At 61.8% G+C, this 20,253-nt stretch carries 19 protein-coding genes and 2 pseudogenes; 13 read left to right on the plus strand and 8 right to left on the minus strand.

Translation table 11 applies throughout. The annotated features are described in order from the left end of the window. Positions 1-11 precede the first annotated feature (11 nt). Entirely contained in the window at positions 12-3,110 is a 3,099-nt protein-coding gene (locus DXK50_RS14125; protein WP_212630749.1) for a transglycosylase domain-containing protein, read from the minus strand. 221 nt (positions 3,111-3,331) lie between these two features. Between DXK50_RS14125 and DXK50_RS14130 the strand changes: the two genes are divergently transcribed. The 3 genes from DXK50_RS14130 to DXK50_RS14140 are packed head-to-tail and all read left to right on the plus strand — an operon-like array spanning position 3,332 to position 5,257. After that, a complete protein-coding gene (locus DXK50_RS14130; protein WP_212630750.1) occupies positions 3,332-4,012 on the plus strand; it encodes a class I SAM-dependent methyltransferase in 681 nt (226 codons plus the stop codon). Between the two features lie 2 nt (positions 4,013-4,014). Further along, a complete protein-coding gene (locus DXK50_RS14135; RefSeq protein WP_212630751.1) occupies positions 4,015-4,449 on the plus strand; it encodes a VOC family protein in 435 nt (144 codons plus the stop codon). Further along, the gene (locus DXK50_RS14140; protein ID WP_212630752.1) at positions 4,436-5,257 is read left to right on the plus strand and encodes an aldo/keto reductase; all 822 of its coding nucleotides are present in this window, start codon (positions 4,436-4,438) and stop codon (positions 5,255-5,257) included. The genes DXK50_RS14135 and DXK50_RS14140 overlap by 14 nt, the downstream gene beginning before the upstream one ends. 45 nt (positions 5,258-5,302) lie before the next feature. Here DXK50_RS14140 and DXK50_RS14145 read toward each other — a convergent pair whose 3' ends face one another. Next, on the minus strand, positions 5,303-6,259 hold the full coding sequence (locus DXK50_RS14145; RefSeq protein ID WP_161864546.1) for a hypothetical protein: 957 nt from the start codon (positions 6,257-6,259) through the stop codon (positions 5,303-5,305). Positions 6,260-6,279: 20 nt separating this feature from the next. After that, positions 6,280-7,995 carry a proline--tRNA ligase gene (locus tag DXK50_RS14150; RefSeq protein ID WP_161864545.1) on the minus strand — a complete coding sequence of 572 codons (1,716 nt, stop codon included), beginning with the start codon at positions 7,993-7,995 and terminating at the stop codon, positions 6,280-6,282. 128 nt (positions 7,996-8,123) lie between these two features. Here DXK50_RS14150 and DXK50_RS14155 point away from each other — a divergent pair, with 128 nt between their 5' ends. Then, the gene (locus tag DXK50_RS14155) at positions 8,124-8,531 is read left to right on the plus strand and encodes a PaaI family thioesterase (RefSeq protein ID WP_161864622.1); all 408 of its coding nucleotides are present in this window, start codon (positions 8,124-8,126) and stop codon (positions 8,529-8,531) included. Positions 8,532-8,604: 73 nt separating this feature from the next. Here the strand turns inward: DXK50_RS14155 and DXK50_RS14160 are convergent, their stop codons facing one another. After that, positions 8,605-9,858 carry an OprD family porin gene (locus DXK50_RS14160; protein WP_212630753.1) on the minus strand — a complete coding sequence of 418 codons (1,254 nt, stop codon included), beginning with the start codon at positions 9,856-9,858 and terminating at the stop codon, positions 8,605-8,607. Between the two features lie 663 nt (positions 9,859-10,521). On the opposite strand from DXK50_RS14160, the gene DXK50_RS14165 reads away from it, so the two are divergent. Together DXK50_RS14165 and DXK50_RS14170 are read left to right on the plus strand one after the other, a co-directional pair. Continuing rightward, positions 10,522-10,953, plus strand: coding sequence for an HIT family protein (locus tag DXK50_RS14165; RefSeq protein WP_161897710.1), 432 nt, complete (start codon positions 10,522-10,524; stop codon positions 10,951-10,953). Next, positions 10,950-11,156: a SlyX family protein gene (locus DXK50_RS14170; protein ID WP_161864542.1), complete on the plus strand. Its 207-nt coding sequence runs from the start codon at positions 10,950-10,952 to the stop codon at positions 11,154-11,156. The genes DXK50_RS14165 and DXK50_RS14170 overlap by 4 nt, the downstream gene beginning before the upstream one ends. A gap of 41 nt (positions 11,157-11,197) precedes the next feature. Here DXK50_RS14170 and DXK50_RS24955 read toward each other — a convergent pair. From DXK50_RS24955 to DXK50_RS14185, 4 genes and pseudogenes are all read right to left on the minus strand, one after another. Then, a pseudogene (locus tag DXK50_RS24955) lies at positions 11,198-11,416 on the minus strand (cold-shock protein); the annotation flags it as partial. Positions 11,417-11,503: 87 nt separating this feature from the next. Continuing rightward, a pseudogene (locus DXK50_RS25190) lies at positions 11,504-11,812 on the minus strand (cold shock domain-containing protein membrane protein); the annotation flags it as partial. A gap of 172 nt (positions 11,813-11,984) precedes the next feature. Next, entirely contained in the window at positions 11,985-13,052 is a 1,068-nt protein-coding gene (locus DXK50_RS14180; protein ID WP_178101759.1) for a GGDEF domain-containing protein, read from the minus strand. A gap of 96 nt (positions 13,053-13,148) precedes the next feature. Next, positions 13,149-13,619 carry a Dps family protein gene (locus tag DXK50_RS14185; RefSeq protein ID WP_024307258.1) on the minus strand — a complete coding sequence of 157 codons (471 nt, stop codon included), beginning with the start codon at positions 13,617-13,619 and terminating at the stop codon, positions 13,149-13,151. A gap of 439 nt (positions 13,620-14,058) precedes the next feature. Between DXK50_RS14185 and aspS the strand changes: the two genes are divergently transcribed. The 7 genes from aspS to tolQ all read left to right on the plus strand — a co-directional run bounded on the left by aspS (position 14,059) and on the right by tolQ (position 20,253). Then, positions 14,059-15,834, plus strand: coding sequence for an aspartate--tRNA ligase (gene aspS, locus DXK50_RS14190; RefSeq protein ID WP_161864539.1), 1,776 nt, complete (start codon positions 14,059-14,061; stop codon positions 15,832-15,834). Between the two features lie 94 nt (positions 15,835-15,928). After that, positions 15,929-16,678 carry a YebC/PmpR family DNA-binding transcriptional regulator gene (locus DXK50_RS14195; RefSeq protein ID WP_161864538.1) on the plus strand — a complete coding sequence of 250 codons (750 nt, stop codon included), beginning with the start codon at positions 15,929-15,931 and terminating at the stop codon, positions 16,676-16,678. Positions 16,679-16,831: 153 nt separating this feature from the next. After that, positions 16,832-17,356: a crossover junction endodeoxyribonuclease RuvC gene (ruvC, locus tag DXK50_RS14200; protein ID WP_161897715.1), complete on the plus strand. Its 525-nt coding sequence runs from the start codon at positions 16,832-16,834 to the stop codon at positions 17,354-17,356. Between the two features lie 21 nt (positions 17,357-17,377). Beyond that, the gene (ruvA, locus tag DXK50_RS14205; protein ID WP_161864536.1) at positions 17,378-17,983 is read left to right on the plus strand and encodes a Holliday junction branch migration protein RuvA; all 606 of its coding nucleotides are present in this window, start codon (positions 17,378-17,380) and stop codon (positions 17,981-17,983) included. Positions 17,984-17,996: 13 nt separating this feature from the next. After that, positions 17,997-19,049 (plus strand): Holliday junction branch migration DNA helicase RuvB, encoded by a 1,053-nt coding sequence (gene ruvB / locus DXK50_RS14210; protein WP_212630754.1) that lies wholly within the window; start codon positions 17,997-17,999, stop codon positions 19,047-19,049. 53 nt (positions 19,050-19,102) lie between these two features. Then, positions 19,103-19,555, plus strand: a complete 453-nt coding sequence (ybgC, locus tag DXK50_RS14215; protein WP_161864534.1) for a tol-pal system-associated acyl-CoA thioesterase — start codon at positions 19,103-19,105, stop codon at positions 19,553-19,555. Positions 19,556-19,557: 2 nt separating this feature from the next. Further along, entirely contained in the window at positions 19,558-20,253 is a 696-nt protein-coding gene (tolQ, locus tag DXK50_RS14220; protein ID WP_012017899.1) for a protein TolQ, read from the plus strand.

Below are 20,253 nucleotides of genomic sequence, written 5' to 3' on the forward strand. Positions count from 1 at the left end.
GTTACCGGGTATTACCGCCTGCTGATCTGCACCGGACTGAGCGCTGTATCGCAGAGCGTGGCGCTACCCGGTTCGAGATAGGGCGCCAGTATCGGCGCCATGCCCTTGAGCACCTGTACCGGCAATGCCGAGGTGAAGGTGAAACGCTCGGCATCACGCCCCGGCACGAATGCGGTGAGGGTGCCGTAGTGCCGCGGGCCGAGGAAGAATACGAATGTGGCCGTGCGGTTCATCGCCCTGGAGCTGATCACCCGCCCCCCCGCGCCCACGCTTTCGATGCGGTTGTCGCCGGTACCGGTCTTGCCGCCGAGCGTCAGGCTTTGGCCGTCCTGCAGCTGGAAGGTACCTTGCAGGCGCCGGGCGGTGCCGCCTTCGACGACCTGGGAAAGGGCATTGCGCAGCGCCGCGGCGACCTCGGACTGCATCACCCGTTTGCCGCCATGAATATCGCGCTCGACCCGTGTTTCGTAAGGCGTGCCGGCGGCGAAATGCAGTTCGTCGATGCGCAGTACCGGCTGCCGGATGCCGTCGTTCTGGATGATGCCCATCAGTTCGGCCAGCGCTGCCGGCCGGTCACCGGAGCTGCCCAGCGCGGTAGCCAGTGAGGGAACCAGATGCTGGAAGGGATAGCCGAGGTTCTTCCAGCGGCGGTGGATGTCGGAGAAGGCCTCGACCTCCAGCATGATGCGGATGCGGCTGTCACGAGCGCTCTTGTGTCGGCTACGGAACAGCCAGCCGTAGACTTCCTGGCGTTCGTCGATGCTGGCGGCCACGGCGTCGCTGAAACTCGCCTGCGGGTTGTCGATCAGGTAACCCAGCAGCCACAGCTCCAGCGGATGCACGCGTGCGATATAGCCCTGATCCGGCAGGCTGTAGGCGCCGGGGCCGTAATCCTTGTACAGGCGGGCGATCCGCTTGTCGGTGAGCTTTTCCTGCGGCAGTTGCGCCCGCAGGAACGCGGCGAAGGTGGCCTCGTCGGCCTGCGGCAGCAGGTAGCGATGCACGGCGCCCAGGCGTACCGGCGTCTGACGCAGGCCGCTGATGAAGGTCTCCAGACGCTGCTGCTCTGCCTGACCCTGATACTTGCGCCAGAAACGCAGCAGGAAGGTGCGCCCCTCGCGGTCAGCGAAGCGCTGCAGGTACTCCTGGCGGCGCGGGTCCTTGTCGTCCTTGAGCAGTTCGGCGCTGCTTTGATAGGTGCTGTAGCGCACCAGGTCGCGCATCAGGCGGACGAAGGGCAGATTGATCGATTCGCGCAACGACTCGCGCAGGGTCGGGTTGCGGCCGTTGTCCTCGCGACGGAAGTTGCCGAAGGTGTGCAATCCGCCGCCGGTGAAGAAACGCTCATTCGGGCTGGCGGAGTAGCGCCGCTCCAGTGCGTCTTCCAGCATGCTGGCCAGGTCGGCTTCGGGCTTGGCTTGCAGGTAGCCCACGGCCCAGCGGCTGAGGTAGTCCTGCTCGGCGATGTCCACCTGGCGCAGCTCGGCCGGGCTCTTGCCGGCATGGCGCTGATGCAGTTCGGCGATAATTTCCAGGTAGGTGGCCAGCACCCGCAGTTTGGCAGTGGAACCGAGCTCCAGCTTGCTGCCCTCGTTGATGTCGAAAGGCTGGTCGGTGCTGTCGGTCTGTACGCGCACCCGGCTGCCGGTCGGGGTGCGCTCGAACAGGGTGAAGCTGTAGCGCACCTCCGCGGTTTTCTCGGGCGATAGCAGGCGCTCGCCGAACAGACCGATCTTGCCGGCGAAGTCCGGATCGGCCAGGTTCTGCAGATAAGTGCTGGCCTGTTGCTGCAGGTCGCGCTGCAGCGTGCTGCGTGCGGAGAGGTCGAGACGATCCAGGTCGTAAAGTGGCATGCCCAGCAGATTGGACAGGCGTGAGCGTGCCACGCTGATGCCTTTGTCGCTCTCCACCGCCCGCAGGTTGGGTTCCTGCTGCCAGTCGCGGTATTGCAGTTTCTGCGCGAGAGCCGCATCGCGCAGGTCGGCATCGATCAGGCCTCCGCTGGCGAGCAGGCGGATATGGCTTTCGGTCAGGGCCTCCATGTCGTGCCGCCCTTGCGCGAGGTAATAGGAGGGACGGCGCTGGGCGATCATCAATGACAACATCTGTCGCAGTGCCAGGCCGCGCTCGGCGAGGCTGGCATCCGGCGAACGGCTTGGATCGAGCAGGGCATTGCTGCGCTCGAAGTCCGCGCCATACCAGATGCGCAGACCGTCGGCCAGACCGTGAACCTCGCCATGGCCGGGCGCGGCGGACAGCGGCACGCTGTTGAGGTAGTCGCGCACGATGCGCTGGCGTGCTTCCAGCGTCTGTGGCCCTTGCTGGTAGGCGCGGACACTGGCGGAGATCATCTGCCGCAGCTTTTCTCCGGCAGACAGGGTCAGCCCGTCAGGAGAGTGGCGGTATTTCTCCAGCTGAGTAGCGAGGGTGCTGCCGCCAGCGGACTGATCCTGCACGTCGAGCATCTTGCCGAGTTGCGACAGCGCTGCCATGGCGAAGCGTGGCCAGTCCACGGCCGGGTTGGCCAAAGGTTGCGACGGGTCGAGCAGGTGCCGGTTCTCGATGAACAGCAGGCTGTTGACCACCAGTGGTGGGATGCTGGCAAAGTCGGCGTAGCCTTGCTGAGGGTAGCGAAACTCGTAGAAGGGTGTTCCACGGCAGTCGCTGATGCTCAGACCGCTCTGGCTCTTCTCGGTAAAGGGTGGAAACAGCCCGCGGCGGCTGTAGGCCATCAGCTCGTCGGAGAAGCGCGACTGCTCGGTAATCTGGTAATCGCGTTGCTGCAGGCGCTCCAGCATCAGCGGCAGGTAGGCGTAGCCCTGGCGCTTGTCGAAGGGCCCGTCGGTCGGGTAGATGATTCGTTCGCTGGGGCCGGGTTCGACCTGGTAGGTGAGGCTCGCGGCATAGCGGCTCAGTTCGCGCGACTGAAAATGTGCGCTGCGCGATTCGAACACCGCCAGCGCGGTGGCAGCCAGTACCAGCGATACCAGCAGCAGATACAGGGTAAGGCGCCAGTGACGGCCTGCCGAAGCCGGCTTTCGCTGAGCCCTGGCATCGACCGAGGCGGCCAGCTCACGCTGCTGCGTATTCACTTGCCATGATGCGCCCATAAATCACCGGCCTGGTCTGTCAGCATCATATAAGCCGCGAGATTGCCTCTTGCCGGATGCTGACCCTCGGTCGGCCGGGCTGCGGTCGTCTCGTCTGTCTCACTATCAGCTTAGACGCTGGCACGGTGTCTGGCTGGCGGTTTTTGCGGGTTGTACCGGGTTTACCTCGATTGAGGCCAGGCCTGCTAGACTCGCGGGATGCATCGATACAGGTGATCAGCATGCAGCGCGACCATCGTGAACAGCTTCAGCAAAGCTGGCAGGCCAACGCCGATGCCTGGGCTGCCGCTGTGCGCGAACAGCGCATCGAAAGCCGGCGGTTGGTCACCGATGCCGCCATCCTTCAGGCCGTACTGGCGCTGCAACCCAAGCGCGTGCTGGATATCGGTTGTGGTGAGGGCTGGCTGTGCCGTGGTCTGGCCGAACATGGCATAGAGCCGGTCGGGGTGGATGCCTCCGCACCCCTGATCGAAGCGGCTCGAGCAGCGTGCGATGGGCGTAGCCAGTATCGCGTCTGTGGCTATGCCGAGCTGGAAGAGCACGCCGAGCAACTTGGGCGTTTCGAGGTGCTGGTGTGCAATTTCGCGCTACTCGAAGAGCCGCTGCAGCCGGTTTTGCGTAGCTTGCACACCTTGCTGGCGCCTGGTGGCAGTCTGCTGATCCAGACCCTCCACCCCTGGCGCGCCAGCCACGGCGAGCCCTATCAGGACGGTTGGCGGGTCGAGGATTTCGTCGGTTTCGGCGAGGGCTTTCAGGCGCCGATGCCCTGGTTCTTCCGTACCCTGCAATCCTGGCTCACGCTGATAGGTGAAACCGGCTGGCGGCTCGAATGGCTGCAGGAGCCGCTGCATCCCGAGAGCGTTCAACCGGTTTCCCTTCTACTGTTGCTCAAACCGATCTGACCATGCAGCTGCTGCTCAACCTCGACGTTCCCGATCTTCCGGCTGCGGTGACCTTTTATCAGCAGGCATTTGGGCTGACAGTCGGGCGTGAGCTGTTCGACGGTACGGTCGTCGAGATGCTCGGTGCAGCCGTACCGCTCTATCTGCTGCACAAAGCAGCCGCCACTCGTCCTTGTCCACAGGCAGACCTGCAGCGTCACTACGGCCGGCACTGGATGCCGCTGCACCTGGACCTGGTGGTCGCTGATCTGGATCTGGCGCTGGCTCGGGCGCTCGGTGCGGGCGCGCAGCAGGAAGGTGAAATCCATGAATATGACTGGGGGCGCCTGGTCACGCTGAGTGATCCCTTTGGCCACGGGCTGTGTCTGGTGCAGTGGCGTGGCGAGGGATATGACCTGGTCGCAACCCATGGGAGAGCTATCGATGCGCAGAATTGAATTGGCCGGTAGAGAGGTACCGGTGATCGGCCAGGGAACCTGGCGCATGGGCGAGGACGGTCGCCAGCGCTCACGAGAGGTCGCGGCGCTACGTGAGGGCCTGGACCTGGGGCTGAGCCTGATCGACACCGCCGAGATGTATGGTGAGGGCGGGGCAGAGCAGGTGGTGGGCGAGGCCATCGGCGGGCGCCGGGACGAGGTGTTTCTGGTCAGCAAGGTGTATCCGCACAACGCCAGTCTGGACGGGGTCCAGGCGGCCTGTGAGCGCAGCCTCAAGCGCATGGGTTGCGAGCGTATCGACCTGTACCTGTTGCACTGGCGCGGCCGCTACCCGCTGGCGGAGACCGTCGAAGGCTTCGAGCGACTGCGCGAGCAAGGCAAGATCGCCGCCTGGGGCGTCTCCAACTTCGATCTGGACGATCTGCTGGAACTGGACCAGCCGGCATGCCAGACCAATCAGGTGCTGTACAACCTGGAGGCACGAGGCATCGAGTATGACCTGCTACCCTGGCAGCAGCGCGCCGGCATGCCGCTGATGGCCTACTGCCCACTGAGCCAGGCGGGGGGCTTGCTGCATGAGCCGGCGCTGCGGCAGGTGGCTGAGCGGCATGGGGCTACGCCAGCGCAGATCGCGCTGGCCTGGACGCTCAGGCAGGACGGCGTGATTGCCATTCCCAAGGCGGTGAGCAGTACGCATTTGCGCGACAACGCTGCAGCGGCTGCCATCGCGTTGAATGCGGATGATCTGGCCCTGCTGGATGAGGCCTTTACGCCGCCACGTGGCAAGCGACCGCTGGAGATGGTCTGAAAGGGCGTGACTGACCGCGTACAGTGACAGGGTCGTGGTGCTTAATCAGTTGGCCGGATCGGCGGCCAGGCGTCCGGCGTCCTTGAGCAGCGCCTTGAGAAAGGCGTCCTGCAATTCGGGATCGTTGCGCGTCAACTCGATCAGGCTCTGCTCCAACTCGCTGGCTTCCTCTTCCAGGCCGAGGTCGGACAGGCGCTTGACCCGGTGCACCCACTGCGCCACGTCGTCCCCTTCGAGGTCGTCGAAGATCAGGTCATGCGCCTCACGCAGCTTGCCGCGAAGGGTGTGGCTGACCATCAGAGTCGTTTCGGCGCGGGCAACGTCATCGCCAAGGCGATCCTCCACGCTCAGCTGCAGCATGTTCAGACGAGTGATGTCCTGCTCGGTGAAAGGGCTGTCCAGCAGATTGAGACGCAGGACCCCGGTGCTGTCGGTGAGCATCTCGAACTGCTGATCGCCCGCCCTGACCTGAACCGGGCGTTCGGCCCAGGGCAGGTTGGTGTATTCCATGCGGCGATCGCGCTGCACCTCGTCGATGCTGGCCAGATTCTGCTCGGCACGACCATTGGACTCGACGTTCATGAACGGGTTGAGGCCGGCCATGCCGTAGCTGATCCAGTCGCGGGTCGCGGTTTCCGGCAAGCTGCCGAGCAGTACGACGTTGAGGATGTTGGCACCGACACCGGCTACTACCGCGACCGCCCCCATCGGCACTTCATAGATCTCGCGCCAGGCCTGATAGGGGGTATAGCGGTCGTAACGCCGAGTCACCTCGAACGCTGTGACTTCGAAGCTCTTCTGGTCATGCACACGCACCCGGCGTTGTGGCAGCTCCAACACCTTGGGTTCGCCGGCATCGATCTGCAGCTGGTGATCCAGCAGTTTGCGTTCGACGCGCTCCTCATGCTCGCTACGTTGCGGCAGCTGGTTGGCGCAGCCGCTGAGGAAGAGGGCGCCGCACAGGGCGGCGCCGATGAGGCGAAGGTTGCTGCTCGTGTACATGATGTCTCGGTAGGGCGTGATCAGCGTTTGATGCGGGCTTGCAGGAACGACAGAATCTCGGTCAGCGGTACGGCTTGCGCTTCGGTTTCTGCGCGGCTCTTGTACTCGAGATTGCCCTCGGCCAGGCCACGGTCACTGACCACGACGCGGTGCGGGATACCGATCAGCTCCATGTCGGCGAACTTGATGCCGGGGCTGGTCTTCTTGTCGCGGTCATCCAGCAGCACTTCGAAGCCTGCCGCGGTGAGTTCGGCGTACAGCTTGTCGGTGGCCTCGCGGACCTGCTCGGTTTCATAGCGCAGCGGCACGAGAGCAATGTGGAACGGGGCCAGGGCATCGTTCCAGCGAATGCCACGTTCGTCGAAGTTCTGCTCGATGGCCGCGGCCACCACACGGGAAACACCGATGCCGTAACAGCCCATGGTCAGGGTTACCGGCTTGCCGCTTTCGCCCAGTACCTGGCAATTCAGCGCTTCGCTGTACTTGGTGCCGAGCTGGAAGATATGACCGACTTCGATACCGCGCTTGATCACCAGAGTGCCCTGACCATCCGGGCTCGGGTCGCCTTCGACGACATTGCGCAGATCAGCCACGGTCGGAACCGGCAGGTCGCGCTCCCAGTTGACGCCGAAGTAGTGCTTGTCGTCGATGTTGGCACCGATGACGAAGTCGCTCATCAGCTCTACGGAGCGGTCGATAATGACCGGCAACGGCAGATTCAGCGGGCCGAGAGAGCCAGCGCCGGCACCGATGGCTGCACGTAGCTCGGCGTCGGTAGCCATGGTCAGCGGGTTGGCGACCTGCTCCAGATTGGCGGCCTTGATCTCGTTGAGCTCATGGTCGCCACGCACCACCAGCGCGATCAGCTTGCCTTCCTCGGCTGCGTGAACGATCAGGGTCTTGATGGTCTTCTCGATCGGCAGGTTGAAGCCTTCGACCAGAGCCGCGATGGTTTTCGCATCAGGCGTATCGACCAGGCGCAGCTCTTCGGTCGGCGCCGGACGGCTCTTCTCGCGCGGCAGGGCTTCGGCCTTCTCGATGTTGGCGGCGTAATCGGAAGTATCGCTGAAGGCGATATCGTCTTCGCCGGAGTCGGCCAGCACGTGGAATTCATGCGAGCCGGTACCGCCGATGGAGCCGGTATCGGCCTGCACCGGACGGAAATTCAGGCCCAGGCGGGTGAACACGTTGCAGTATGCCTGATGCATGCGGTCGTAGGTTTCCTGCAGGGAAGCCTGGTCGGCATGGAAGGAATAGGCATCCTTCATGATGAACTCGCGGCCACGCATCAGGCCGAAGCGCGGGCGGATCTCATCACGGAACTTGGTCTGGATCTGGTAGAAGTTGATCGGCAGCTGCTTGTAGCTGTTCAGCTCGTTGCGGGCCAGGTCGGTGATGACCTCCTCATGGGTCGGGCCGACACAGAACTCGCGGTCATGGCGATCTTTGATGCGCAGCAGCTCGGGGCCGTACTGCACCCAGCGTCCGGACTCCTGCCACAGCTCGGCCGGCTGGATGGCCGGCATCAGCACTTCCAGAGCACCAGCGGCATTCATTTCCTCGCGCACCACATTCTCGACCTTGCGCAGCACACGCAGGCCCATCGGCAGCCAGGTATACAGGCCGGAGGCCAGCTTGCGGATCATGCCGGCACGCAGCATCAGCTGGTGGCTGATCACCACGGCATCGGAAGGGGTTTCTTTCAGGGTCGAGAGCAGGAACTGACTGGTACGCATGTTTGGCCGTTCTGTCGGTTGCTAGGGCTTGGAGTAGGCCGGCATTGTACGGTGCCTATACAGTGGCGTACAGGACGGGCGCAGGGCTACGAGTGCTGCTGCGTTCACCAGGAGGAATAATAGTGGGGCTGACTGCACTTGAGGTTCAAACCCTGATTCGGGATGGGCTGCCGATGGCCGAAGATATCGACCTGCGAATAGACCGTCTGGATGAGCAGGGCGTGCTGGCGCGCGTGCCCTTTCATGCCAAATTGGTGCGTCCCGGCGGCACGCTGTCAGGCCCTACCATCATGGCTCTGGGGGACGCGGCGATGTATGCGGTGGTGCTCGGGCGTCTCGGTCGAGTGGAGATGGCGGTGACGTCCAATCTCAATATCAACTTTCTGATCAAACCCAAGCCGGTCGACTTGCTGGCCGAGGCGCGCATATTGCGCTTGAGTCGACGTCAGGCGGTCTGCGAAGTTTCGTTGTATTCGGCGGGTAATGAGGATGAGTTGGTTGCGCATGTGACGGGGACGTATGCGCTGCCTCTTTAAATCGCCCGCGCAGAAATAAAGAAACCCGGCCGAGGCCGGGTTTCTTTTTTACCGCTATCGAGTAGCGCTGAGGTTACAGAACGCTCAGCGGGTATTCGACGATCAGGCGGAAGTCGTTGACGTCGCCTTCGAACGAGTTGCGGTAGAACGCTTGACGAACGCGGAAGGACAGGTCCTTAGCGGCGCCGTCCTGGATCACGTATTTAGCTTCAACGTTGATTTCGCGCTCTTTCTCGTCGCTACCAGTACCGACATCCATATCTGTACCGCGGATGTAACGGGTCATGAAGCTCAGACCAGGTACGCCGTACTCGGCCATGTTGATGTCGTAGCGAGCTTGCCAGGACTTCTCGTCTTTGGCGTTGAAGTCGGAGTACTGAACCGAGTTGCTCAGCCAGATGGTGCCGCCGCCGTCGATGTCACCGTAACGGTAGCCGGTGTCACCGCTGGAACGCTGGTGCGCCAGAGTAAACTTGTGGGCACCCAGGGAGTAAGCAGCTGCCAGGCTCCAGATGTTGTTATCCATCTCGCCCAGTTCTTCCTTGCCGTCACCGCGGGTGCGATAGCCGTTCAGGTCGAAATTCAGAGCCTGATCTTCCGCCAGCGGCAGATTGTAGTTCAGGTTGGCGTAGGTTTTCTTGAAGTTGTCTTCAGCATCGGAGTAGTGCACGGCGCCGCTGAGGTTGTCGGTGAAGCTGTAGCTTGCGCCGTAAATATTGATTTCTTGCAGACCGAAGGTGTCACGGTCAGTACTAGTCTGGCTGCTCATGGCAGTGAAGCGACCAGCGGTCAGCTCCAGACCTTCAATCTCATTGCTGGTGATCAGGGTACCGGTAGCGACTTCAGGCAGAATACGGCTGTCGTCAGTGGAGAACACCGGGCTGGTAGTCACTTGGTTGCCGTATTTCAGAACGGTGTCGGAAATACGGAACTTGATGGCACCGCCTACTTCGGTCTGAGTGTCGTCGCCACGGCCATCGCCGGTTTGGTCGAACTGGCCGGTGCCGTAACGACCGCGACCGCTGTCGATCTTGATGCTGCTCAGGGAGTGTGCGTCGAAGCCTACGCCTACGGTGCCTTGGGTGAAGCCGGATTCGTACAGCAGGCGAATGCCCAGGCCGGTTTCTTCACGATAACCCTTGTCGCCTGTGCCTGCAGTGTTCGGGCCGTTACGGAAATCGCGGTTCATGTACAGAACGCGGTTGAAGATGTTGAAGCTGCTGTCTTCGATAAAGCCATTCGACTCGGACTGGCTGGATGCCACGGCCATCTGGCTGGTGCCCGCGGCGACTGCCAGGGCGATTACGCTCCACTTCATCACTTGCATCGTGATTGCTCCTTGGGTTTAGAAGAGTTGCGCTACCCACTGATTTTTATATGGGTGGCTCTTTCTTTTTGTGTCGGCGCTAACTTATAGCACGCAGCCAATGTTGGCGATAGTTGTAGTCTATTCATTGCGGCTTCGATCATGCTGGTGTCGCATCGCGTGAGGGAGAATGTCGCAAATCTATAGTTCTGCACTTGCGTTTCGTTGCGCCAACGTTTTCGCGGTGCTTCAGGTGCCTGGGACCGCTGTCCTCGGTCTGCTGCACGGTTTACCGGGCATTGGTTTTACAGGTAGCAAAAGTCATGCTCAAAACCTGGTTTTCATCTTAAAACCTTGATTTTTCGGGTGCTCATTACGGCGCTCGCACCGCAGGCAATGCGCTTGGCGCGGTTTTGCAAGGCGGTGGGACGATGCTCGGGTTCGGTTACCAGCACAGGATGTCAGGAGCCTGCCGGGCATCTCGCCGGTAACGCTTGGCACCGCCTATTACGGGAGGAAACAAAATGGTGCGCACCTGTGGTGCATATCTGCTCGGTCTGCGTTGGCGTGGTGCGCGATCGCCGGGTGAATTGTCCGCTGGGCGCGCGTATGCTGCGCGCCATCGCGTTGGGCCTCAGGGCGCTACGCTTGATTGATCTGAATTGAATGAAGGAGGACAGCCTGATGTTCACCCTGGATTCCCGGCTGCAGCAGGATTGCCTGCTGATCGGGGACTTTCCCCTCTGCCATCTGCTGCTGATGAACGATGCCAGCTATCCCTGGTTCATCCTCGTGCCCCGGCGTGACGAGGTCAGCGAACTGTTCCAGCTCGACGCGACTGACCAGCGCCAGCTCTGGCACGAAACCACATTGCTGGCCGAAATCCTCAAGGACACCTTTGCCGCCGACAAGATGAATGTGGCCACACTTGGCAATGTGGTCAGTCAGCTGCATATGCATGTGATCGTGCGCCGCCGTGATGACGCCGCCTGGCCCGCGCCCGTCTGGGGGCGGCACCCTGCGCAGCCATATGGCGAGCAGCAGGTGGTGCAGATCATCGACAAGCTGCGTTTGGTACTGACCGAGGATTTCCAATTCGCCGGAGCGTTCGCATGAGTCTAGAGTCACGGATCATGGAATTGGAGAGCCGCCTGGCTTTTCAGGATGACACCATCCAGGCGTTGAGCGATGAGCTGGTCGAACAGAATCGCCGCATCGAGCGGATGCAGTTGCAACTGACCGCTCTGGCGCGGCGCCAGGAAGAATTGAACGGACTCGCGGGAATCGCCGAAGACGAAGCGCCGCCACCGCACTATTGATACGAAAAGCCCGGTTTCCCGGGCTTTTCTCTGTGTGCCGCTCAGCGCCGCGAAGGCGCAGCTGCGATCACATCTTCCGCCTGCAGGCCTTTGTCACGCTGCATGACCGAGAACTCCACGCGTTGGCCCTCGATCAGCACGCGATGACCTTCGCCGCGAATGGCGCGAAAGTGCACGAAGATGTCTTCGCCCGAGTCACGGGAAATGAAGCCGAACCCCTTGGAGGTATTGAACCACTTGACCGTCCCGGTCTCGCGATCTTCCTGAGGTGTGCTGGAACTGGTTTGCGCAAAAGGCTGCTGCTCTTTGGATTGCGGTTGTGTGCGCAGCTGGGCGGCAAGGCTCAGTACCACGGCGAGGACCGAGGTCAGCAGCGGTAGCCAGATGGCCGGTTGGCCGCCGATGCTGGGTAGCGGTGCAAGCAGAATCAGGCTCTGGACCACGGCGGCCAGGATCAGCAGTGCGGACGACAGCCCCAGCAACTGCTGGCGTGCCGCTGGTGCATTTTGCTGTTGCGCTGCAGCAAGCAGGTTTAGCAGGCCGGTCATAGCCAGGTAGATGGCATCCGGGGTGGTCAGGAACGAAGTGGAAATACCGGGGACGGCGGACAGCAGCAGGGCGGCGAACCCTGTCACGAGATGGGCAATCTTAAACATCTTCGACGAACTCACTGATTGAATGATGACTCAAGGTGTCGCGGAGGGAGCGCGCTTCACGGGTGGCCAGCTGAACGGCCATGGCGCGCGCCGGTATACAGGGTCGGCGACGCCGCGGGATGGTAACGCGGCGCGCGAACCTATTTAACAGCAAAGGAGTGGGCTTCTCAAATCAAGCGGTTAGCATCTTTTCGCTGGCAACAGGGTGGACCTGATTGCGGCCGGCGCGCTTGGCTTGATAAAGCGCATCATCGGCGCGGGTCAGCAGCGATTCGAAGGTGTCGTCTTGTTCGGCCATGGCGCAGCCGAAGGATGCAGTGATGCTGTCCAGAACCTGGTCGGTACGGCGCACCTTGACTCTCAGCGACTGGATCTTGTGGCGCAATTGTTCGGCGAAGTCGAGCGCCCGGTTAAGGTCGGTGCAGTTGCGCAGCACCACGCAGAACTCTTCGCCTCCGTAGCGTGCAGCGAAGGCATCCGGCGGCAGCAGATCGCGCAAGAGCTGCCCGACGTGTTGCAGTACGCGATCACCCAGCGGGTGGCCGTACTGGTCGTTGAACTGCTTGAAGTGGTCGATATCCAGAATCACCAGGGCCAGACCCTGTTGCGATTCCTGCAGGGCACGCTCCAGCAGGCGAGTAAAGGCATGGCGGTTGAACACGCGGGTCAGGCTGTCCAGCGTCGCTGCCAGGTGCGCACGCTCCAGTTGGCTGCGCAGATGGGTGATCTCCTGTTGCGCGGCGCGCAGGCGATAAAGAAATTTTTCCTGCTGGTCCTGCATGAGCTGGGTGCTTTCCTGCAGTTCGCTGAGGACGCTAGGCAGGTCATCGATGATCGGTTCCTGCAGGGCGCTGAGGCCTTGCGTGAGGCTCTGCTGGTAGTGCTGGCTGCCGATCACGCTGCGTGAAACGTCGCTTTCGATATCGTCGACCAGTTCGATGACCTGTTGCTGGCCGGCGCGTGCCTCGTCCAGTTCGCCGCGGATGATGTAGTCGCGAAACAGCCGGCTGGCGGTCTCAGGAGGAAACAGGTCGAAATCTTCGACCACCTTGTCCATGCGGCGGTTGAGCTCTGGCTCGCTGCCTCGGCTGTAGGTGTACCACAGTGCGTAATGCACGGGATTGGGCGGGATGTCGTGGCGCATCATCAAGGGTACGGCCTGTTTCAGAAGTTCAGCCGCCTTGCGGGTTTCCTCCGGATACAGTTCGATGATGCTGGGCGGTTTGCTAGCTTGGCTCATGGATTTGGGCGACTCGATGGCGAATGGCCAGAGCATAGATCAGAGCACGGTGCCATGCCTAATGAAAAGGCCCGGATAACCGGGCCTCTGAGCGTCTCAAGCAGCAAGCAGGCTGCGCAGCATCCAGGCGGTTTTTTCGTGCACCTGCATGCGTTGGGTCAATAGGTCGGCAGTGGGTTCGTCGCTGACCTTGTCCAGCAGCGGGAAAATGCCCCGAGCGGTACGTACGACGGCCTCCTGGCCCTGCACCAGTTGTTTGATCATCTCATCGGCGCTGGGTACGCCTTCCTCTTCCTTGATCGAGGACAGGCGGGCGTAGGCGGCGTAAGTCCCGGGAGCCGGGAAGCCCAGAGCGCGGATGCGTTCGGCGATTGCGTCAACCGCCAGGGCCAGTTCGGTGTACTGACCTTCGAACATCAGGTGCAGGGTATTGAACATCGGACCGGTAACGTTCCAGTGGAAGTTGTGGGTCTTCAGGTACAGGGTGTAGGTGTCCGCCAGTAGGCGCGACAGGCCTTCGGCGATGGCGGCGCGATCCTGTTCGGCGATTCCGATATTGATTTCCATGGCTTGTCTCCTTTCAGATGGACCCAGGGTTTCTATCCCGCATTGTTGGGCAAAGCCTAACACGCAGGGTGACAGGATGATCTTGGCTTATATCAATCAAAGCGATGTTTAGAGGCTATCGATAACGCGCGGTTCATCCAGTGCGATAAGTAATTGTTTGCGGTGGACAAGCTGCTCGGCTGTGGCGAGGCGAAAGTCTGCGGGCAGATCGTTGGTCGGGTGCTGCGATTGGGTTAGGCGATGGTCTTTCGCCGGGCAGAAGGGCTCTTCCGTAAAGACACCGTATGCCGGGCGGCTGCGTCACGACGATTTACGCTATATAATCCCGCTCTTTATCGAAGCGCGGCGTGCGGCTGGACGTTTGCCGCGGTGTGGCTCCTGCCCAGGGCGTTGGGGGCTGCCTGACCTATCCAAGACCTTAGAGAAGCGAAACACGATCATGATGCGCAGTCACTATTGCGGCCAACTGAACGAGAGCCTGGATGGCCAGGAAATCACCCTTTGCGGCTGGGTTCACCGTCGCCGCGACCATGGAGGGGTGATCTTCCTCGATATTCGTGATCGTGAAGGCCTGGCTCAGGTGGTGTTCGATCCGGATCGCGCCGAGACCTTCGCCAAGGCTGACCGCGTGCGCAGCGAATACGTGGTGAAGATCACCGGTAAGGTGCGCCTGCGCCCTGAAGGCGCGCGCAACGCCAACATGGCGTCCGGCGCCATCGAAGTGCTGGGTTACGAGCTGGACGTGCTCAACGAGGCGGAAACCCCGCCGTTCCCGCTCAATGAGTACACCGATGTCGGCGAGGAAACCCGCCTGCGCTATCGCTTCATCGACCTGCGTCGTCCGGAAATGGCCGAGAAGCTCAAGCTGCGTTCGCGCATCACCTCGAGCATCCGCCGTTACCTGGATGACAACGGCTTTCTCGATGTCGAGACCCCTATCCTGACCCGTGCCACGCCGGAAGGTGCACGCGACTACCTGGTGCCGAGCCGTACCCACGCCGGTAGCTTCTTCGCCCTGCCGCAGTCGCCGCAGCTGTTCAAGCAGCTGTTGATGGTGGCCGGCTTCGACCGCTACTACCAGATCGCCAAGTGCTTCCGCGACGAGGACCTGCGTGCCGACCGTCAGCCGGAATTCACCCAGATCGACATCGAGACCAGCTTCCTCGATGAAAAGGACATCATGGACATCACCGAGACCATGGTGCGCAACCTGTTCAAGGAAGTGTTGGGCGTCGAGTTTGGCGCGCTGCCGCACATGACTTTGGCCGAAGCCATGCGCCGCTTCGGTTCGGACAAGCCGGACCTGCGTATTCCGCTGGAGCTGGTGGACGTGGAAGATCAGCTCAAGGACGTCGAATTCAAGGTGTTCGCGGGTCCGGCCAACGATCCGAAATGTCGTGTCACCGCCCTGCGCGTACCGGGCGGGGCGAGCATGCCGCGCAAGCAGATCGACGACTACACCAAGTTCGTCGGCATCTACGGCGCCAAGGGCCTGGCCTATATCAAGGTCAACGAGCGCGCGGCCGGTGTCGAAGGTCTGCAGTCGCCGATCGTCAAGAACATTCCGCTGGACAACATCAACGTCATCCTCGACCGCGTTGGTGCGGTCGATGGCGATATCGTGTTCTTCGGTGCCGACAAGGCCAAGATCGTCAGCGAAGCCCTGGGCGCGCTGCGCATCAAGCTGGGTCATGACCTGAACCTGTTCACCTGCGAGTGGGCGCCGCTGTGGGTCGTCGATTTCCCGATGTTCGAGGAGAACGACGACGGCAGCCTGACCGCCATGCACCACCCCTTCACCTCGCCCAAGTGCACCCCCGAGGAGCTGGAGGCCAATCCGGCCGCCGCGCTGTCGCGTGCCTACGACATGGTGCTCAACGGCACCGAGCTGGGTGGCGGCTCGATCCGTATCCACGACAAGGCCATGCAGCAGACCGTGTTCCGTGTGCTGGGCATCAGCGAGGACGAGCAGCAGGAGAAGTTCGGCTTCCTGCTCGACGCGCTGAAATACGGCGCGCCGCCCCATGGTGGCCTGGCCTTCGGCCTGGATCGCCTGGTGATGCTGATGACCGGTGCGCAGTCGATCCGCGAAGTGATCGCCTTCCCGAAAACCCAGAGCGCGGCCTGCGTCATGACCCAGGCGCCGGGTGTGGTCGATGGCAAGTCGCTGCGCGAGCTGCACATTCGCCTGCGCGAGCAGCCCAAGGCCGAATAAGCCTGTACAAGAAGCCTGGTTTTCCAGGCTTCTTCGTTATGGGGCGCTGTCCGTGCGCCCCTGCAATTCTCAAGTGGAAAAGATGGAGTGAGTTATGGCTGGTCATTCCAAATGGGCCAATATCAAGCACCGCAAGGGGCGTCAGGACGCCAAGCGGGGCAAGATTTTCACCAAGCTGATTCGTGAGCTGACGGTGGCTGCCAAGCACGGCGGCCCGATCCCGGCGGACAACCCGCGTTTGCGCCTGGCCGTGGACAAGGCGCTGACCAACAACATGTCGCGCGAGGTGATCGATCGCGCCATCGCCCGCGGTGCCGGCAACAACGAAGCCGACAACGTCATCGAGTTCAGCTACGAGGGCTACGCGCCAAGCGGGGTGGCCATCATCGTCGAGGTGATGACCGATAACCGCAACCGCACCGCAGCCGAAGTGCGTCATGCCTTTACCAAGTGCGGCGGTAACCTCGGTACCGATGGTTCGGTCGCCTACATGTTCGACCGCAAGGGTCAGATCAGCTTCGCTCCGGGCGTCGATGAGGATGCCCTGATGGAGGCAGCGCTGGAGGCTGGTGCCGATGATGTGGAAATGGGCGAGGATGGCTCGGCCCTGGTCTCGACCAGCTTCACCGAGTTCCATGCCGTCAACGAAGCCCTGAGTGCGGCCGGCTTCAAGGGCGAGGAAGCGGAAATCGCCATGATCCCCTCGATCAACGCGCCGATTACCGATCTGGAGACCGCGCAAAAGGTGTTCAAGCTGATCGATATGCTTGAGGACCTGGATGACGTGCAGAACGTCTATCACAACGCCGAAGTCGCCGACGAGATCATGGAACAGCTCGGCTGAGGCTGTTCCCCGGATTGCATCCGGGCTGCGAGCGAGGAGGCCGGAAGCGCTGTATGGTGCTTCCGGCTTTTTTCGTCTGGCCGAGCGGTGGCGGATGACGTCGTCGAGGGCGCCCCGTATACTCGCCAACTGGATAAATAGACAGTTGCTGATATGACCCTGATCCTAGGCATCGACCCCGGTTCACGCATCACCGGTTATGGCGTGGTGCGCGATACCGGGCGTGGCTGCGAATACGTGGCCTCTGGCTGCATTCGTACCGGCAACGGTTCTTTGGCTGAGCGTCTGCAGATCGTCTTTCGCGGCGTCAGCGAGGTGATTCGTACCCATGGCCCCGTGACTATGGGCATCGAGCAGGTGTTCATGGCGCGCAATGCCGATTCGGCGCTCAAGCTCGGGCAGGCCCGTGGCGCCGCTATAGTCGCTGCGGTGGAGGCAGGGCTCGAGGTGAGCGAGTACACCGCCACCCAGGTCAAGCAAGCCGTGGTCGGCAGCGGGGCGGCGGACAAGCAGCAGGTGCAGATGATGGTCATGCATCTGCTGGGGCTGGTGCAGAAACCACAGATCGACGCCTCCGATGCGCTGGGTATCGCCCTGTGCCACGCCCACCATCGGCAGAGTCTTATTCCTCACGGACTGGCCGGCGCCAAGCGGCGTGGCGGCCGTCTTCGTTTGTAATCGGATCAAAGGAAAACAGCGGTGATCGGACGTTTGCGCGGCACTCTGGCGGAAAAGCAGCCGCCGCATTTGCTTCTGGATGTGAATGGCGTCGGTTATGAGCTGGAAGTGCCGATGACGACCCTATATCGTCTGCCTGCCGTGGGTGAGCCGGTAACCCTGCACACTCACCTGGTGGTGCGTGAGGATGCGCATCTGCTCTACGGTTTTTTCGAGAAGCGCGAGCGCGAGCTGTTCCGCGAGCTGATCCGCCTCAATGGGGTCGGCCCCAAGCTGGCGCTGGCCCTGATGTCCGGGCTCGAAGTCGATGAGCTGGTGCGTTGCGTGCAGGCACAGGACGCGGGTGCGCTGGTCAAGGTGCCGGGTGTGGGCAAGAAAACCGCCGAGCGCCTGCTGGTCGAGCTCAAGGACCGCTTCAAGGCCTGGGAATCGATACCGTCCATTGCGCCGTTGGTGGTTGAACCTCAACTGGCGCAGGCAGTCTCAAGCGCGGAGAACGACGCCGTCAGTGCATTGATCTCCCTCGGGTACAAGCCGCAGGAGGCCAGCCGAGCCGTTGCCGCCGTCAAGGAGGATGGTATGAGCAGTGAAGATTTGATCCGACGCGCGCTGCGCGGCATGGTTTAGTGGAACCTTATTGATGATCGAAGCCGATCGCCTGATTACCGCCAGTCCACGTGAGCGCGAAGAGCAGCAGGATCGTGCCATTCGCCCGTTACGTCTGGCCGACTATATCGGTCAGCCCGTGGTGCGTGAGCAGATGGCGCTGTTCATCCAGGCTGCGCGGGGCAGGGCCGAAGCGCTCGACCATACGCTGATTTTCGGGCCACCGGGCCTGGGCAAGACCACCCTGGCCAATATCATCGCCGAGGAAATGGGTAGCTCGATCAAGAGCACGTCCGGCCCGGTGCTCGAGCGTCCGGGAGATCTGGCGGCGCTGCTGACCAACCTGGAAAGTGGCGATGTGCTGTTCATCGACGAAATTCATCGTCTTTCTCCGGTGGTCGAGGAAGTGCTGTACCCGGCCATGGAGGATTTTCAGCTCGACATCATGATCGGCGAAGGGCCAGCGGCGCGCTCGATCAAGCTGGATCTGCCGCCCTTCACTCTGGTCGGCGCCACTACCCGTGCCGGCATGCTGACCAATCCGCTGCGCGACCGTTTCGGTATCGTTCAGCGCCTCGAGTTCTACGGTATCGAGGATCTCGCCACCATCGTCTCGCGCTCGGCCGGGATTCTCGGTTTGCCGATCGAGGCCAAGGGCGCCTATGAAATCGCTCGTCGCGCGCGCGGTACGCCGCGTATCGCCAACCGCCTGCTGCGCCGCGTGCGCGATTTCGCCGAGGTGCGCGGCACAGGCCATATCTCCCAGGCCATCGCCGACCAGGCGCTGAACCTGCTGGATGTCGACGAGCGTGGCTTCGATCATTCCGACCGACGTCTGCTGCTGGCCATGATCGAGAAGTTCGACGGCGGGCCGGTGGGGCTCGATAGCCTGGCTGCGGCCATCGGCGAGGAGCGCCATACCATCGAGGACGTGCTCGAGCCGTACCTGATTCAGCAGGGCTACATGATGCGCACTCCACGTGGGCGTGTGGTCACCCGGCATGCCTATCTGCACTTCGGGCTGAACATCCCCAAGCGCTCGGGTGATTCGCCCAGCGGCGATCTTTTCAGTACGGGTGACGAATGACGAAAAAATTGTTACCAGGCCGGATTGGCAAGCAGCAGGCCGGGGACTAGAGTATGCGCGCGCAAAACGGAGTCCAGCCGTTCAGCCACCATTGCCGGGTCTATTACGAAGATACCGATGCGGGCGGCATCGTCTACTACGTCAACTACCTCAAATTCATGGAGCGGGCTCGCACCGAGCGCCTGCGTGAGCTGGGTTATGCCCAGTCGACGCTTGCCGGTGAGGGCCTGTTGTTCGTCGTGCATTCGGCCGAGGCGCGTTATCACGCGCCGGCACGTCTGGATGACGAGCTGGTGATCAGCGCCGATGTAATTGAATTGAACCGTGCCAGCCTGCGCTTTCGTCAACAGGTCAGGCGGGCTGCGGATGATGTGCTGCTCTGCGAAGGGCAGTTTCTGGTGGCCTGTGTGCGCGCCGACAACTTGAAACCCCGGGCTATTCCCGAATCTCTGCGACACGCGTTCGCCGGGACGCAGGCGCCGGGTCCAATTGCAGCAGGAGAGTAAGCGTGGAAGCTAACGCCGTTGACCATATGTCGATGTGGAGTCTGATCAGTAACGCCAGTCTGTTGGTTCAGCTGGTGATGCTGACCCTGGTGGCCGCGTCGGTCATTTCCTGGGTGATGATCTTTCAGCGTAGTAATGCCATCCGCGCCGCCAAGCGTGCTCTGGATAACTTCGAGGATCGTTTCTGGTCCGGTATCGACCTGTCCAAGCTGTATCGCCAGGCCGGCAGCAACCCTGATCCGGATTCCGGTCTGGAGCAGATCTTCCGCGCCGGCTTCAAGGAGTTCTCCCGCCTGCGTCAGCAGCAGGGCGTCGACCCGGACGCGGTGATGGACGGTGTTGCGCGCGCCATGCGCGTAGCCATCTCCCGCGAAGAAGAGAAGCTGGAAACCGCGCTGCCGTTCCTCGCTACCGTAGGTTCCACCAGCCCCTACATCGGCCTGTTCGGTACCGTATGGGGCATCATGAACTCCTTCCGCGGCCTGGCTCAGGTGCAGCAGGCCACCCTGGCCACCGTCGCTCCGGGTATCGCCGAAGCGCTGATCGCTACCGCCATTGGTCTGTTCGCCGCGATTCCGGCGGTCATCGCCTACAACCGCTTCTCCGCCCGCGGCGAAATGCTGATCGGCCGCTACTACACCTTCGCCGACGAGTTCCAGGCCATCCTGCACCGCAAGGTGCATACCTCGGAAGACTAA

Source organism: Pseudomonas sp. KB-10, assembly GCF_018221585.1.
GTDB lineage: Bacteria > Pseudomonadota > Gammaproteobacteria > Pseudomonadales > Pseudomonadaceae > Aquipseudomonas > Aquipseudomonas yangonensis.